Origin of the sequence: Mycobacterium sp., assembly GCF_032159775.1 — a bacterium.
Classification (GTDB): Bacteria; Actinomycetota; Actinomycetes; order Mycobacteriales; family Mycobacteriaceae; genus Mycobacterium.
Genome location: NZ_JAVHWK010000022.1, coordinates 12,829 through 26,269, shown reverse-complemented (window position 1 = coordinate 26,269; position 13,441 = coordinate 12,829). Strand labels below are relative to the sequence as shown.

General features: G+C 66.9%; 16 protein-coding genes and 1 riboswitch. Of the genes, 9 read left to right on the top strand and 7 right to left on the bottom strand.

From position 1 onward, the window contains the following. Position 1: 1 nt before the first annotated feature. The 4 genes from QOJ24_RS02380 to napA are packed head-to-tail and all read right to left on the bottom strand — an operon-like array spanning position 2 to position 2,639. Positions 2-1,132 carry a glutamate--cysteine ligase gene (locus QOJ24_RS02380; RefSeq protein ID WP_526258734.1) on the bottom strand — a complete coding sequence of 377 codons (1,131 nt, stop codon included), beginning with the start codon at positions 1,130-1,132 and terminating at the stop codon, positions 2-4. Beyond that, a complete protein-coding gene (gene sodC / locus QOJ24_RS02375; protein ID WP_526258732.1) occupies positions 1,113-1,805 on the bottom strand; it encodes a superoxide dismutase[Cu-Zn] in 693 nt (230 codons plus the stop codon). Before sodC ends, QOJ24_RS02380 begins: the two co-directional genes overlap by 20 nt. A 9-nt stretch (positions 1,806-1,814) precedes the next feature. Continuing rightward, on the bottom strand, positions 1,815-2,288 hold the full coding sequence (locus QOJ24_RS02370; protein ID WP_526258730.1) for a LytR C-terminal domain-containing protein: 474 nt from the start codon (positions 2,286-2,288) through the stop codon (positions 1,815-1,817). 42 nt (positions 2,289-2,330) lie between these two features. Then, on the bottom strand, positions 2,331-2,639 hold the full coding sequence (gene napA, locus QOJ24_RS02365) for a nucleoid-associated protein NapA (RefSeq protein WP_526258728.1): 309 nt from the start codon (positions 2,637-2,639) through the stop codon (positions 2,331-2,333). Between the two features lie 120 nt (positions 2,640-2,759). On the opposite strand from napA, the gene QOJ24_RS02360 reads away from it, so the two are divergent. From QOJ24_RS02360 to QOJ24_RS02350, 3 genes are read left to right on the top strand one after another with little or no spacing between them, the layout of a single operon-like run. After that, the gene (locus QOJ24_RS02360; RefSeq protein ID WP_526258726.1) at positions 2,760-3,353 is read left to right on the top strand and encodes a peptide deformylase; all 594 of its coding nucleotides are present in this window, start codon (positions 2,760-2,762) and stop codon (positions 3,351-3,353) included. 1 nt (position 3,354) lies between these two features. Next, a complete protein-coding gene (locus QOJ24_RS02355) occupies positions 3,355-4,275 on the top strand; it encodes an N-acetylglutamate synthase, CG3035 family (protein WP_526258724.1) in 921 nt (306 codons plus the stop codon). A 29-nt stretch (positions 4,276-4,304) separates the two neighbouring features. After that, entirely contained in the window at positions 4,305-5,105 is an 801-nt protein-coding gene (locus QOJ24_RS02350; protein ID WP_526258722.1) for an exodeoxyribonuclease III, read from the top strand. Positions 5,106-5,108: 3 nt separating this feature from the next. Here the strand turns inward: QOJ24_RS02350 and QOJ24_RS02345 are convergent, their stop codons facing one another. Together QOJ24_RS02345 and QOJ24_RS02340 are read right to left on the bottom strand one after the other, a co-directional pair. Then, a complete protein-coding gene (locus QOJ24_RS02345) occupies positions 5,109-6,044 on the bottom strand; it encodes a lysophospholipid acyltransferase family protein (RefSeq protein ID WP_526258720.1) in 936 nt (311 codons plus the stop codon). A gap of 18 nt (positions 6,045-6,062) precedes the next feature. Then, on the bottom strand, positions 6,063-7,817 hold the full coding sequence (locus QOJ24_RS02340; protein ID WP_526258718.1) for an MFS transporter: 1,755 nt from the start codon (positions 7,815-7,817) through the stop codon (positions 6,063-6,065). A 99-nt stretch (positions 7,818-7,916) separates the two neighbouring features. Beyond that, positions 7,917-8,029: riboswitch (TPP riboswitch) on the top strand. On the opposite strand from QOJ24_RS02340, the gene thiD reads away from it, so the two are divergent. The 4 genes from thiD (at position 8,020) to QOJ24_RS02320 (ending at position 10,510) form a co-directional block, all read left to right on the top strand. Continuing rightward, positions 8,020-8,862 carry a bifunctional hydroxymethylpyrimidine kinase/phosphomethylpyrimidine kinase gene (gene thiD, locus QOJ24_RS02335; RefSeq protein ID WP_526258716.1) on the top strand — a complete coding sequence of 281 codons (843 nt, stop codon included), beginning with the start codon at positions 8,020-8,022 and terminating at the stop codon, positions 8,860-8,862. It overlaps the preceding riboswitch by 10 nt. Next, the gene (locus QOJ24_RS02330) at positions 8,859-9,476 is read left to right on the top strand and encodes an alpha/beta hydrolase family protein (RefSeq protein ID WP_526258714.1); all 618 of its coding nucleotides are present in this window, start codon (positions 8,859-8,861) and stop codon (positions 9,474-9,476) included. Before thiD ends, QOJ24_RS02330 begins: the two co-directional genes overlap by 4 nt. After that, positions 9,473-10,210, top strand: coding sequence for a septum formation family protein (locus tag QOJ24_RS02325; RefSeq protein ID WP_526258712.1), 738 nt, complete (start codon positions 9,473-9,475; stop codon positions 10,208-10,210). Before QOJ24_RS02330 ends, QOJ24_RS02325 begins: the two co-directional genes overlap by 4 nt. Before the next feature lie 24 nt (positions 10,211-10,234). Next, entirely contained in the window at positions 10,235-10,510 is a 276-nt protein-coding gene (locus QOJ24_RS02320; protein ID WP_526258711.1) for a DoxX-related protein, read from the top strand. Here QOJ24_RS02320 and QOJ24_RS02315 read toward each other — a convergent pair. Beyond that, positions 10,477-11,715 carry a TetR/AcrR family transcriptional regulator gene (locus QOJ24_RS02315; protein WP_526258709.1) on the bottom strand — a complete coding sequence of 413 codons (1,239 nt, stop codon included), beginning with the start codon at positions 11,713-11,715 and terminating at the stop codon, positions 10,477-10,479. The two genes, QOJ24_RS02320 and QOJ24_RS02315, sit on opposite strands and share 34 nt — an antisense overlap. Positions 11,716-11,858: 143 nt before the next feature. Between QOJ24_RS02315 and QOJ24_RS02310 the strand changes: the two genes are divergently transcribed. Together QOJ24_RS02310 and QOJ24_RS02305 are read left to right on the top strand one after the other, a co-directional pair. After that, positions 11,859-12,197: a hypothetical protein gene (locus QOJ24_RS02310; RefSeq protein ID WP_526258707.1), complete on the top strand. Its 339-nt coding sequence runs from the start codon at positions 11,859-11,861 to the stop codon at positions 12,195-12,197. 11 nt (positions 12,198-12,208) lie between these two features. Further along, entirely contained in the window at positions 12,209-13,438 is a 1,230-nt protein-coding gene (locus QOJ24_RS02305; protein WP_526258705.1) for an amino acid permease, read from the top strand. Positions 13,439-13,441 lie beyond the last annotated feature (3 nt).

The following is a 13,441-nucleotide window of genomic DNA, read 5'->3' as shown; positions in this document are numbered from 1 at the left end:
TCTAGATGTCCAGTTCCCCGACCAACGCGTCGACCACCGCGCGGAGGTCTCCGTCGTTGTCCTCGGCGACCCGCCGTTGACGCTGATAGGACCCGCCCAACCGATAGATGTCGGTCACCCCGGCCAACTCGTCTGCGCAGCCAAGGGATTTCGCCACCGGCTCGAGTCGATTGCACAGCTCGTCGAGATCCTCGGTGACCAATCGCTCGTTGCTGTCGGCGTCCAGGATGATCACCGCATCAAGGCCGTACCGCGCTGCGCGCCACTTGTTTTCCTGTACATGCCACGGCGGCATGGTCGGCAGCTCCTCGCCGGCGTCCAGCCGCCGGTCGAGATCGACGATCAGGCAGTGCGTCAGCGCAGTCAACGCACCGAGCTCACGAAGGTTGGAGACGCCGTCGAAAACACGCACCTCCACAGTGCCCAAATGCGGGGAAGGCCTGATATCCCAACGGATCTCGTTCATGTGATCGATGATCCCGGTCTTCTTCTGGTCGTGCACGAAGCCTTCCCACTGCGCCCACGTCTGGAAGTGGAACGGCAGACCGGCGGTCGGCAGTTGCTGAAACATCATCGCCCGGTTGCTCGCGTAACCGGTGTCGCCGCCGTCCCAGAAGGGCGACGACGAGGACAGCGCCAGCAGATGCGGATAGTGGTTGAGCAGCGATGTGACGATCGGCATGACCTTGTGCTCCGACGAGATGCCGACGTGCACGTGCACACCCCAGATCAGCATCTGCCGGCCCCACCACTGGGTGCGTTTGATCAGCTCCGCATACCGGGGCGCGTCGGTCAGCTTCTGGGCGGACCACTTCGCGAACGGGTGGGTGCCCGCACAGAAGAGTTCCATGCCGCGGTCACGCACGATGCGGCGGGCGGGCAGCAGACTGGACCGCAGGTCCTCCATCGCCTGCCCGGCGTTGTCGCAGATTCCGGTGACGACCTCGACGGTGTTGCGCAGCAATTCCTTGTGTACGCGCGGGTTTTCACCGATCTCGGCGATCACCGCCGCCGCCTCGTTGCTCAGGTCGCGGGTCTCGGCGTCGACGAGCGCGAACTCCCATTCGACGCCGACTGTCGGCCGGGCCGAGCCGGCGAAATCTATCCGCCTGCTATCCGGTGCCGATAACACCGCACGCGACCCGCTTCCCGGCGTCGCCAGTGGCCATGGTGGTCTGGTCTGGCGGCGGGGTGCCGTTCGTCTGCTGGTAGCGCTCCGGCGGGATGTTGGCGAAGTTGTCGGCCTTCTCGTGGATGATGATCGCCGTCTTGGCCCCCGCCTGCAGGTCCTCCGCGGTGAAGGCGTCGGTGGTGGTCACCAACTCGGCGGTGCCGTCCTCGCGCACCTGCAGCGACGTGAGGTCGCCGCTGGCGGGATGCTCACTGTGGCCGGGCGCCTGGAAATGCCCGCCAGCGGAGTTGAAGTCGCCCGGCTCGCCACCGGTCGGGGCCACCGAGCTGGCCTCGCACTTGCCGACCGAATGGATGTGCATCCCATGGAAACCCGGCGTGAGCTGACCAGGGCCGGTGGTCTTCACCGTCACGGTCACGTAGCCGCTGGAGAATGCGAAGTCGGCGGTGGCCACCGTGGTTCCGCCCGCGTTCTTCAGTTGGGCGGTCAGCTTGTCACCCGCAGGTGCGGCCGCACCCTCGCTCTCGGCGGGAGATGCCGACGGCGACGGCGAGCCCGTCCAGACCGACGGAGTGGTGCCCGGTGTCGAGCTCGGCGTCTCGGGTGCGCTGCAGGCGCTCAGTGACAATGCGGGAAACGCGAATAGGGCAGCGACTGTGACGGTCCTGAACATGCCGTGAGCCTATCCCGTGACCGCCACGATGACGCCCGGTGGTTGCTCAGTCAGCTCGGGAGACCTCGGCTCGACCGGAGCGGCGAGCAGCTGGCCCACCTCGTCGGCGGACGCCCGCTCGCCCGGTGCGTCGCTGAAGTAGACGGTGGTTGCGGTGACTCCCTCGAGTGTGAGGTTGCCGGTTTCGGTGACGTTCCAGCCCGCCTCACGCAGCTGATTGGCGGTGCTCTCGGCGGCTCCGGCGGTCTCCGAGATGTTGTAGACGCGAACGTCGGCCTTGGCTGCGGGCGCCGGCTCCTCGGATGTCGGCGACGGTGTCGAGGCGGTGCTGACCGTGGCCACCGGCGAATCCTCGGCACCCGAGTCGTCTCCTGAGCCCATCGCCTGGAAGCCGACCAGCAGAAACACCACTCCAAGGAACAGCAGCACCATCACCATGGCGCGCAGGGGCAGCCCGGAAGAGTCGGAATGGCGCTCGTTCATTTGGCCCACTGTATCGGCGTGGTGCGCGAACCCACGAAAGGCTCAGGTCACCTCGAAGCCGAGGCGGCGAGCCGCCCTGGCCTTCTGCCTGCTCGCCCGCAGCCGCCGCAGCCGCTTGACCAGCATCGGGTCGGCCGCCAGCGCCTCCGGCCGGTCCACCAGCGCGTTCAGCACCTGGTAGTAGCGGGTCGCCGACATCGAAAACAGTTCCTTGATGGCGTCTTCCTTGGCGCCCGCGTATTTCCACCACTGCCGTTCGAAGGCCAGAATGTCGTGTTCGCGGCGGGTCAGCCCATCAGCGAGTTCAGCATCGTCCCCGGATTGCTCAGTCCGCGCCATGGCGCCGTCCATGTTGCTCCTGGACCTCTCCCACACTCGATCTCGCTAGCGATACGGCGAATATTGAACCACGGCGTTGCTTGTTGGGCCGTCAGCCAACCGGGCGAGTCGGCTCACTTAAGCTTGCCAATCGTGGCAGTCGTACCCATCCGAATCGTCGGAGATCCCGTCCTGCGCACCGCGACCACTCCGGTGCCGGTCGCCGACGATGGTTCGCTGCCGCCCGACGTCGGCGAGCTGATCACGAATCTCTTCGAGACGATGGACGCCGCATACGGCGTCGGTCTTGCGGCCAACCAGATCGGGGTGTCGGCAAGGGTGTTCGTCTACGACTGCGCAGAAGACCGCGGCAAGACGGCCCGCAGGCGCGGCGTGATCGTCAACCCCGTGCTGGAAACCTCCGATGTCCCCGAGACGATGCCCGACCCCGAGAACGACGACGAAGGCTGTCTGTCGGTGCCGGGCGAGTCATTTCCCACCGGGCGCGCCGACTGGGCGCGGGTGACCGGGCTTGACGCGGACGGCACGCCGATCACGCTGGAGGGCGCCGGGTTGTTCGCGCGGATGCTGCAGCACGAGACCGGGCACCTGGACGGGTTCCTGTACCTCGACCGTTTGGTCGGCAGGCATGCGCGCAGCGCCAAGCGGGCGGTGAAGTCGCACGGTTGGGGCGTGCCGGGCCTGACGTGGATGCCCGGTGAGGACCCCGACCCGTTCGGCCACTGACGTGACCGATCTTCCCGCGATAGGCACCCGGGTCAGCCTGCGTTACCGGCGCGAGGAGGGTTCGGTGCCACCGCTGACCGATGTGATCGGTCACCTGCTCCAAGGCGGGCCTCTCATCCGCGTCCAGACGAAAACGGGTGCGGTGGTGGAGATCTCGGCCGGCGACGTTGTTGCGGTGCGAGCGCTGACCGCAGTGCCGGTGCGGACGTCGCAGATCCGTGCGACGGAGCACGCCGCCGCGCTGGCGTGGCCGGGCACCGAGCGGCAGTGGCTCGACGGCTGGCTGCTGCGCGCCGCGGGGGGACACACTCACCGGGCGAATTCCGCTGTGCCGCTAGGCATTGAGGCGGGAACGAATTCGGTGCCCGCGATCGTCGACTGGTACAGCCAACGCGGTCTGACGCCGTGGCTTTCGGTGCCAGACCGGCTGGTGATCCTTCCGCGAGGAGTTCCGCCGCATCTGGAAACCGTCGTGATGGTCCGCGACCTGCCGATGGGTCGTCCCGATGCGATGGTGGCGCTGGCACCGCGGCCCGACGCGACCTGGTTGGCACTCTACGAACGCCGGGTCCCCGTCGACGTGCTCACCGCAGTTGTCGACGGTGACGTCGTGTTCGCGACCCGCCACGACGCCGCCGTCGGCCGCGCGGCGATCACTGCGGCGCCGGACGGAACTCGTTGGGCGGGTATGTCGGCCGTGCGTGTTGCCGACACGCGGCGCCGAGAAGGCCATGCCCGCGCCCTGTGCCTTGCGCTGATGGCCTGGGCCACCGATCGCGGCGCGCATCGCTGCTATGTCCAGGTTGTCGTCGACAACGCACCCGCGATCGCGCTGTACGAACAACTCGGCTTCACAACCCAGCACCGCGCGCGCTACATCGACGGCGCGGACGTGAGGAGCAGTGTGGATCCGCGCACATGAGGGGCAATGTGCATCCGTAGCCTGTAGCCATGCGGCTGGCCACCTGGAACGTGAACTCGATCCGGGCCCGTGTCGACCGCGTCACCGACTGGCTGGAACGTGCCGACGTCGATGTGCTGGCCATGCAGGAGACCAAATGCGCCGACGACCAGTTCCCCACCATGCCGTTCGCCGCGCTCGGATACGAGGTCGTGCATTGCGGCTTCAACCAGTGGAACGGCGTGGCGATCGCATCGCGTGTCGGTATCGACGACGTCCAGGTCGGCTTCGACGGACAACCCACGTGGGGTGACAAGCCGGATGTCGAAGCGGTCGCGGAGGCACGTGCACTCGGCGCCACGTGTGACGGTGTCCAGGTGTGGAGCCTGTACATACCCAACGGCCGCACGGTGGATTCCCCGCACTACGGCTACAAACTGCAATGGCTTGCCGCGCTGAAGGTCACGGCGCAGAAATGGCTCACCGAGAACCCACGGGCACAGATCGCGCTCACCGGTGACTGGAACATCGCGCCCACCGACGAAGATGTCTGGAGTGTCGAGGCCTACCGCGGCAGCACACATGTGACGGGCCCGGAGCGTGCCGCCTTCAATGCGATCGTCGACGCCCAGTTCACCGACGTGGTAAGGCCTTTCACGCCGGGACCCGCGGTCTACACGTACTGGGACTACACCCAGTTGCGGTTTCCGAAGAACCGGGGCATGCGCATCGACTTCATCCTCGGCTCACCAGCGCTGGCACAACGCGTGTCGCACGCCGAGATCGTCCGCGAGGAACGAAAAGGCAAGGTGCCCAGCGATCATGCGCCGGTGCTCGTCGAACTCGGCTAGATCTCAGCCGAACAGCGGCAGGGCCCGCTTTCGCGCCAAGGCGTCCATTCCGCCCTGAATGCTGGATTGCACCTCGCGGTACTTGGCATCGACGTAGTCGTCATCGTCGGCACGTTGCGGATCGTGGTCCAGTTCGATCGCGGGCATGAGCCGAGTCCTGATCTTGGCGGGCAACGGGAACTGCGGTAGCGCCGCGGGCGCGATCCCCCACGGCAGCGACACCGCGACAGGAAAGACCTTCAACCGCAACAGCTTGTCCAGCCGAAGCGTCCGCGAGAGCCGGTCGCCGCGGATCAGCACCGGCATGGCGTCGGCACCTCCGACGGTCGCGATCGGCACGATCGGAACGCCGGCGCGGATGGCCATCTTCACGAATCCACTGCGGCCTGCCAGATTCGCTTTGTCGCGTTCCACCCACGGCCGTAGTGAATCGACCTCACCGCCGGGCCACACCGCGACGTCACGCCCCTCCGCAAGTGCGGTCGCCATCGAGTCCGGGGCGGCGGGCAGCACGCCCATTGCGCGGAAATACCTGCCGATCGCGGGTATCGCCATCAGAGCGTCGTGCGCGGTGCCGTGCAGGGGCCGGTCCTGGCCGAAGCGTCGCCACCACTGCACGCCGACCGTCCACGCGTCCCAGACGAACGGTGCGCCCGAGTGGATGCCGACCAGCAGCACCGGTGGCTCCGGAAGGTTGTGCCAGCCGTCCATCTCCATGCGGAACCAGTAGTCGACGAGGAAGTTCCACAGGTATTTCTGGCGCTGCATCGTCGTCTCGTCCTGACCCCGCAGATCCCACTCGCCCGCGCGCTCGGCCAGCCAGCCGCCAAGCCCGCCGCCCTGCTCAGCGCGCCGATCGGCCATCTTCGCGCGTGCCTCTTGTGCGTTGCGCTGCGCCTGCTGTCTAAGGTCCGGAGGTCGGGGATCGGTGCTTGCCATACCCACCGGGTACCCAATTTAGTCGTCGGCGCCGCCGTACCGGCCGGGGTTGAACATCGACGCCACCGCGCCGATGAGCATCATCACCGCTGCCGCGACGAACACCACGATCAGCCCGCTGTGGAACGGCTCGGTGATCAGTTGCGGGAAGAACGTCTTGCCCGTCAGCACGTCGGCGTTGACGCCGGGGTCCTGCAGCGCGCCCGAGGGCGCCAGCAGTTCGGCGATCGGGTTGTAGCCGAGGAATGCCGCGAACAGGCTGCCGACAGGGGGCAGGTTGGCCACATCCTGTGCGACGGCTGCGGACACGCCCTGAGCCTGCAGCCCGCTGCTCATGGCCGACGGAAGGGTGTGTGCCAGCCCGACGATCATCAGCGAGAAGAAGACGCCGATCGACAGCGATGACCCCGCGTTGAAGAACGTCGCCCGCACGCCGGATGCGGCGCCACGCTGAGCGGCCGGGACGCTGGACATGATCGCCGCGGTGTTGGGTGCGGTGAAGATGCCGCCGCCGAGGCCGTTCAGGAACACCAGCACCGCGAAGACCCCGTAGTTGAAGTTCACCGGGATCATCACCAGAGCGATGAAGGTCGCCGCCATCAGCAGCATTCCGCCGACCGTGAAGGGACGCGCGCCGAAGCGGTCCGACAGCGAGCCGGCAAGGGGCCCGGCCACCAGGAAGCCTGCCGTCATGGGCAGCATGTAGATGCCTGCCCAAAGCGGGGTCGACTCAAAGCTGAAGCCGTGTAACGGAAGCCAGATGCCCTGCAGCCAGATGATGAGCATGAACTGCAGGCCGCCGCGGCCCATCGATGACATCAGCCCGGCGAGGTTACCCATGCCGAACGACGCGGAGCGGAAGAGCCTGATATCGACCACGGGTTCGGCGACCCGCAACTCGATGAAGCAGAAGGCCACCAGCGACAGCAGGCCGAATCCGATTGCGCCGAGGACGACCGGGCTTGTCCATCCGGTCGTCGAGTCACCGTAGGGCTGAATGCCGTAGGTGATTCCGGTCAACAGCACCGTCAGCCCGATACCGAAGGACAGGATGCCCGCCCAGTCGAGGCGGCCCGGTGTGCGGACGCCGAGCTCCTTCAGCGACCGGATGCTCCAGATGGTGCCGAGGATGCCGATGGGCACGCCGACCCAGAAGATGGCCTTCCAGTGCCACTCGGAGAGGAAGCCACCGATGAGCAGACCGAGGAACGATCCGGCGACGGCGGCCACCATGTTCACCCCGAGTGCCATGCCGCGCTGGTTCGACGGAAACGCGTCGGTCAGGATCGCCGATGACGATGCCATCAGCATCGCGCCGCCTACGCCCTGCACGACCCGCCAGCCGATCAGCCACAGCGCACCGCCGCCGAGGTGGAAAGGGTCGAAGGACAGCGCGACGGCCGCGAACGTGAACACCACGAAGCCGAGGTTGTAGATGCGGACCCGGCCGAGCATGTCGCCGAGGCGGCCGAACGGGACCACCAGCACGGCGGTGACCACCAGGTAGCCCATCAACATCCACAGCAGGTAACTGACGTTGCCCGGGGCCAGCGGGTTCAGCCCGATGCCGCGGAAGATGGCGGGAAGCGAGATGAGGACGATCGATGCGTTGATGGTGGCCAGCAGCGTGCCCAGGGTGGTGTTGGACAACACCACCCACTTGTAGAGGGGATGGTCGTGGTCCATTCGCTTGCGGCGGCGCGCCGTCTCAACGATGGCCACATCGGCATCGGCCACGACTGGAGGTTTCGTCATCTCTATCTCGGTCGTCATCAAATCGCTTACGTATCGTTTCCGGTCAAAACACATATGTTAGCTATACAAACCAATGGGTAGCAATTTGTGTTCCATGCGATAGCGTGAGCACGGCCTATACCACCACGCGGGAGCGCGCACCGAGCGAGCTGAGAGGACGGCTGTAGCCGCCGTCGACCGTATGAACCTGACCGGGTAATGCCGGCGTAGGGAGTTGTCGTTGAGTTTCCTACCTTTGACTCCCGGCGGTCAGACCCCACCGCGGGTGATGACGATCGCCGGCTCCGATTCCGGCGGCGGCGCAGGCATCCAGGCGGATATGCGCACGTTCGCATTGCTCGGCGTGCACGCCTGCGTCGCGGTGACCGCGGTGACCGTGCAGAACTCGATGGGCGTCAGGGGTTTCCACGAGATCCCCGTCGAGGTCATCGGGGGGCAGATCGAGGCCGTCGCGAGCGACATCGGGATACAGGCCGCCAAGACCGGCATGCTGGCATCGTCGGCGATCATCTCGACGATCGCCGAAACCTGGCGTTCGCAGGGCCTGGCCGGCGTGGTGCCGCTGATCGTCGATCCGGTCTGCGCGTCGATGCACGGCGACCCGCTGCTGCACCCGAGCGCGCTGGATTCGCTTCGGACCGAACTGTTTCCGCTCGCAACCCTGGTGACGCCCAACCTCGACGAAGTGGCGCTGCTGGTCGACATCGAGGTGGTCGACGATGCGTCCCAGCGGGACGCGGCCCGCGCTCTGCATGCACTCGGACCGCAGTGGGCTCTGGTCAAGGGTGGCCATCTGCGGTCCTCCACAGAGAGCCCCGACCTGTTGTACGACGGAAGTGACTTCTACGAGTTCGGCGCGCACCGCATCGACACCGCAGACGATCACGGCGCGGGCGACACGCTCGGTGCCGCGGCCGCCAGTGCGCTGGCGCACGGCTACACCGTCGTCGACTCGGTGACGTTCGCCAAGTCGTGGGTGACCGAATGTCTGCGCGCCGCTTACCCGTTGGGACACGGGCACGGTCCGGTTTCGCCGCTGTGGCGGCTGTCGGAGTCGCCGTGACCCTCGACGACATTGCCGCCGTCGCGCACCGGCCCGACGGCAAGCCGAAGGGTGCGGTCGTGCTCACTCACGGCGCGGGGGGCAGTCGCGAGTCGGCGCTGCTGAAGAAGATCTGCGACGAATGGGCTCGGCGCGGGTGGCTGGCGGTGCGCTACAACCTGCCCTACCGCAGGCGCAGGCCCAAGGGCCCGCCGTCCGGGTCCGTGGCCACCGATCAGGCAGGCGTCGTCGAAGCGATCGAGCTGGTCGCCGCGTTGGCAACGGGTCCCGTCATCGCGGGCGGTCATTCCTATGGCGGCCGGATGACATCGATGGTGGTCGCCGACGGTGCGACGCGCGTCGACGCGCTGACATTGTTCTCCTACCCGCTGCACCCACCGGGCAAGCCCGAGAAGCCCCGCACCGAACACCTGCCGCGAATCGAGGCACCGACGGTGTTCACCCACGGCACCTCCGATCCGTTCGGCTCCATCGACGAGCTGGCCGCCGCCGCGGCGCTGATACCCGCCGCCACCGAAATAGTCGAGATCACCGGCGCCAGACACGACCTCGGTTCCAGGACACTCGATGTCCCGGTGCTCGCGGTGGACGCGGCGCTACGGTTGCTCTCGTGACCACGCCGCCGGGTCATCCTCCACCGCCCGACCAGCCGCCACCGCTCAGACCGTATCCGCCCCCGCCCCAGGGCGGCTATCCCCCACCACTGGGCGGCTACCTACCACCGCCACCGCAGGTGGGTTATCCCGCTCCGCCGCCGTACTACCCGCCGCCAGGCCAGTACGCGCCCCCTACTCCCGGTACCAACTGGTGGGCGGTCATCTCGTTGGTGTTCGGCGTCCTCGGCGGGGTGCTGATCAGTGTGGTCTGCGGCATCGTCGGGCTGAACCGGGCCAAGAAGGGGCAGGGCGGACGCGGGATGGCGATCGCGGGCCTGGTGCTGTCCGGGCTGTGGATAGTGGGGATCGTGGCCCTGGTGGTCTTCCTGGTGGTCTTCGACAAGGGCACCGTGAGCGCCACCGAGGTGAAGGCGGGCGACTGCCTCAAGGAACTGCCCGCCTCCGGGCTGGTGATCACCCTCGACACCGCGCCGTGCGGCGAACCGCACACCGGTGAGATCTTCTCGATGATGACGATGCCCGATGGAGACTTCCCCGGCCAGTTCGCCATCGAGGAGTACCAGAACAAGTGCGCGCCGAAGCTGGCGAAGTATGCGCCCGATGCCGCAGAGGATCCGGATGTCGGGGTGTTCGTGCTCTACCCGAGTGAGGACTCATGGGGTCAGGGCGACCGCATCGTCACCTGCATCGCGACCACGGACAGACCGCGGACCGGGACCCTGAAGAACTGAGCTGTGAGGAAGAAAGGATCGGCCATGACAGGACAGAAATCGGGAGGTTCGCCGATGGCGGCCATCTCCGGCGTGGCGCTAGCCGGGGCCGGGGTAGCGCACTTCGTGCGCCCCGAGGTGTTCGACGACATCACCGGACGCGCGTTCCCGCGCGACACCCGCACGCACGTCTACATCGACGGGGGCATCGAAACCGCGATCGGACTGGGGCTCATCACGCGAAAAACCAGGCGACTGGCCATCATTGGGCTGATCGGGTACGGCGTCTACCTCGCGGGCAACGTTGCCCGCAATCGGTAGCGGCCGAGCAGCGTGAGGTCGAGCAACCTGCTCACCGCGACACGGGATTCGACGCTGTTGTCGTAGTGCACCAGCCTGCCCACGTCGATCACCAGCGCCATGGCGGCGTGCACCGCGAAGCGCGCCTGACCGACGGTCCAGTCCGTTCGGATCTCAGTCAACAATCGCACCCACGATTCGACCGTCGCCCGTTGCAGGTTCCGCAGGATTTTCTGGTCGGCGGGCGCCATGTTCACCCGCTCCGTGTAGTAGACGTAGGCGAGTTCCGGATGGTCGAACGACCTCTTCACATAGGCGTCGATCAACCCGGTCAGCGCCCCCTCCGGGTCGCTGACCGCACCGAGGATCAACGAGGCCTCCGAGGACAGCCGATCGGCCGCCCGCCGGTATATCGCGGCGAGTATGTCGTTCTTGCCGGTGATGTATCGGTAGATGCCGGAGGTGGGCATGCCGACCGCTGCTGCGATCTCCTCCATCGTGGTGTCGCGGTATCCCTTTCGGTTGAACAGCCGCACCGACTCCGTCAGCAGCGCTTCGTATTTCGACGCATCGACCCCCGCCGGTCCCCTACGCTGCCTCTCGGTGGCAGACCCGTTGGACAGGTCGGGTACGTCAGCAGTCGAGATGGCGGCGGCGATTTCGCGGAGTACGACGCGGATGTGGGCGGCGGGTAACTTCGCGTGATGATCGACGATGCTGCCGATCACGCTCAGTATCGACGAGGACAGCATCCAGAGCTGTCGCGAGGAAAGATCGGGCCGAAGGACCAACAGCGACAACTGAATTCGGCGGTTCACTGTTCGCATCTGACCGTTGAGGGTGGCCTGGTCGTCGCCGCGCAGAAAGCGCGCTTCCCAGCGGTAGAGTCCGCCCGACTGGCGATTGGCCAGCGCGGTGTCGGTGATGGCGGAGGTCAGCCGCTGCAGTGTTTCCGCACCGGGCGGTGTCTCATCGGCGAACGCAGTGCAGCCGACCAACTGCTCACCCAACGCCAGCACCGCATCCCGGAACAGGCCGTATTTGCTCGGGTAATGCCGATACAGCGCGGTCGCCGAAATCCCGACACGAGACGCGATCGCCTCCATGCTCACCGCGTGATAGCCGAACCGGCTGAACGCCTCGGCCGACGCCCGAGCGATCTGCGCCTTGCGATCCTTGGGTCGTCGCCGGACGCCGGCATCTGGGGCCGGCCGGCTGCTCGCCATGGCGACACACTAATGGAGTGCACCCACACTTATCGGCCGACTTCGGTTGGAAAATATTGACAAAATCTGCGCTCGAAGCAGAATGATCATTAACATAATCGTGGGCATGTAAGCGTCTGGACGACGTCACCGGGGAGGCTTTGTTGCATCACTACCACCACCGCGCCTTCTACCTCGGCATGCTCAGCGTCGCGCTGGTCGCCACCGGGCTGCTCGCGCTCAACTTCCCCGTCTACATCGACGTGTACGACCAGTTCGGCTTCCAGATCAAATGCGGCACCGGATACTTCGCCAACCTGACGCAGGCGGCCGAGGCCAGCGGCGGCGACTACGTCGGCCAGTGCGAGACGGCGGTGATGCTGCGCCGTCTGTGGACGATCCCGCTGGTGGCGATCGGCTCAATCCTGCTGGCCGTCATCGTGGCGGTGGCCGCCACCGTGTGGGGGCGTGAGTCGGTGTTCGGAGAGGACGCCGCGGCCTAGTATCACCTTCGGTGAGCACGCCGGAGGAGCCCGCGCTGCAACGGCGCCTCGGCATCGCGGACGCCGTGACGATCGGGCTCGGCTCGATGATCGGCGCCGGCATCTTCGTCGTGCTCGCCCCCGCGGCGGCCGCGGCGGGTTCGGGCCTGCTCATCGGCCTTGGAGTCGCGGCCATCGTGGCCTACTGCAACGCGACGTCGTCGGCGCGGCTTGCGGCGCTCTACCCGCAGTCGGGCGGAACCTATGTCTACGGCCGCGAGCGGCTCGGCGCGTTTTGGGGTTACACAGCGGGCTGGAGCTTCGTCGTCGGCAAGACGGCCTCGTGCGCGGCGATGGCGCTCACGGTCGGCATCTACGCGTGGCCCGCGCACGCGCACGTGATCGCAGTCGCAGCGGTCGTCGTGCTCACCGGGGTCAACTACGCAGGCATCCAGAAGTCGGCGGTGTTGAACCGCGTCATCGTGACGATCGTGCTCGTCGTGCTGGCCGCGGTCGTGGTGACCGTGGTTGGCTCCGGTGACCCGCGAGTATCTGGATCGAGTTTCGACGGCGGCAGCATCGGCGGTGTGCTGCAGGCGGCGGGCCTGTTGTTCTTCGCATTCGCGGGTTACGCCCGCATCGCCACCCTTGGTGAGGAGGTGCGCGATCCGGCCCGCACGATCCCGCAGGCCATCCCGATCGCGCTCGGCATCACGTTGGCCGTCTACGCGATCGTCACCGTGGCGGTCGGGCTGCAGTTGGGCGGCGAGGGTCTTGCGACGTCGAGCGCTCCGCTCGCCGACGCCGTGCGGGCGGCGGGCCATCCCGGTATCGAGCCGGTGATCCGTGCCGGGGCTGCCGTCGCCGCGCTCGGTTCGTTGTTGTCGTTGATCCTCGGTGTGTCGAGGACGACGCTGGCGATGGCGCGCGACGGCCACCTGCCACACAGCCTCGCCGCGGTTCACCCGCGGTTCGCGGTCCCGCACCGCGCCGAGCTGGTCGTGGGTGCCGTTGTCGCGGTGCTCGCCGCGTTCGCCGATGTGCGGGGGGCGATCGGATTCTCGGCGTTCGCGGTGCTGGTCTACTACGCGATCGCCAACGCGTCGGCTCTTACCTTGGGCCGCAGGTTGATTCCAGCGGCCGGCCTGGCGGGCTGCATACTGCTGGCCGTCCTGCTGCCGATCGGCTCGGTGCTGGTCGGCGCCGGTGTGGTGCTTATCGGTGCGGTCGGCTACTGGTTGCGGCGACAATACTCGTCGTGATCC